This is a genomic window from Nocardioides oceani (assembly GCF_030412965.1).
Lineage (GTDB): Bacteria > Actinomycetota > Actinomycetes > Propionibacteriales > Nocardioidaceae > Nocardioides > Nocardioides oceani.
The window spans coordinates 1-229 of the sequence record NZ_JAUHJQ010000250.1 but is presented as its reverse complement, the minus strand read 5'-3'; the positions used below and the strand labels follow the sequence as shown (position 1 = coordinate 229).

Genomic DNA, 229 nt, shown 5'->3' with positions numbered 1-229 from the left:
GGCTCGCGGCGCGCGGGCTCGGCGAGCGCTACCCCGACCCCGACGACCGCCGCGGGGTGATCGTCCGGCTGACCGCGGAGGGCAAGACCGCCGTCGACGGCGCCTTCACCGCGCTGCTCCGCGCCGAGCTGGGCCTGCTCGCCGACCTGCCGCCGGCCGAGCGGCACGAGCTGGCCGACCTGCTGCGCCGGCTGCTCGCGCCGTTCGCCTGACCCCGGAGGGGGTCTTC

The 229-nt window shown here is 79.0% G+C and carries 1 protein-coding gene; it reads left to right on the top strand.

Annotated elements, in window-relative coordinates:
• On the top strand, positions 1-212 hold a 212-nt coding region (locus tag QWY28_RS23945), incomplete at its 5' end, for a MarR family winged helix-turn-helix transcriptional regulator (RefSeq protein ID WP_369292724.1).
• Between the last annotated feature and the right edge of the window lie 17 nt (positions 213-229).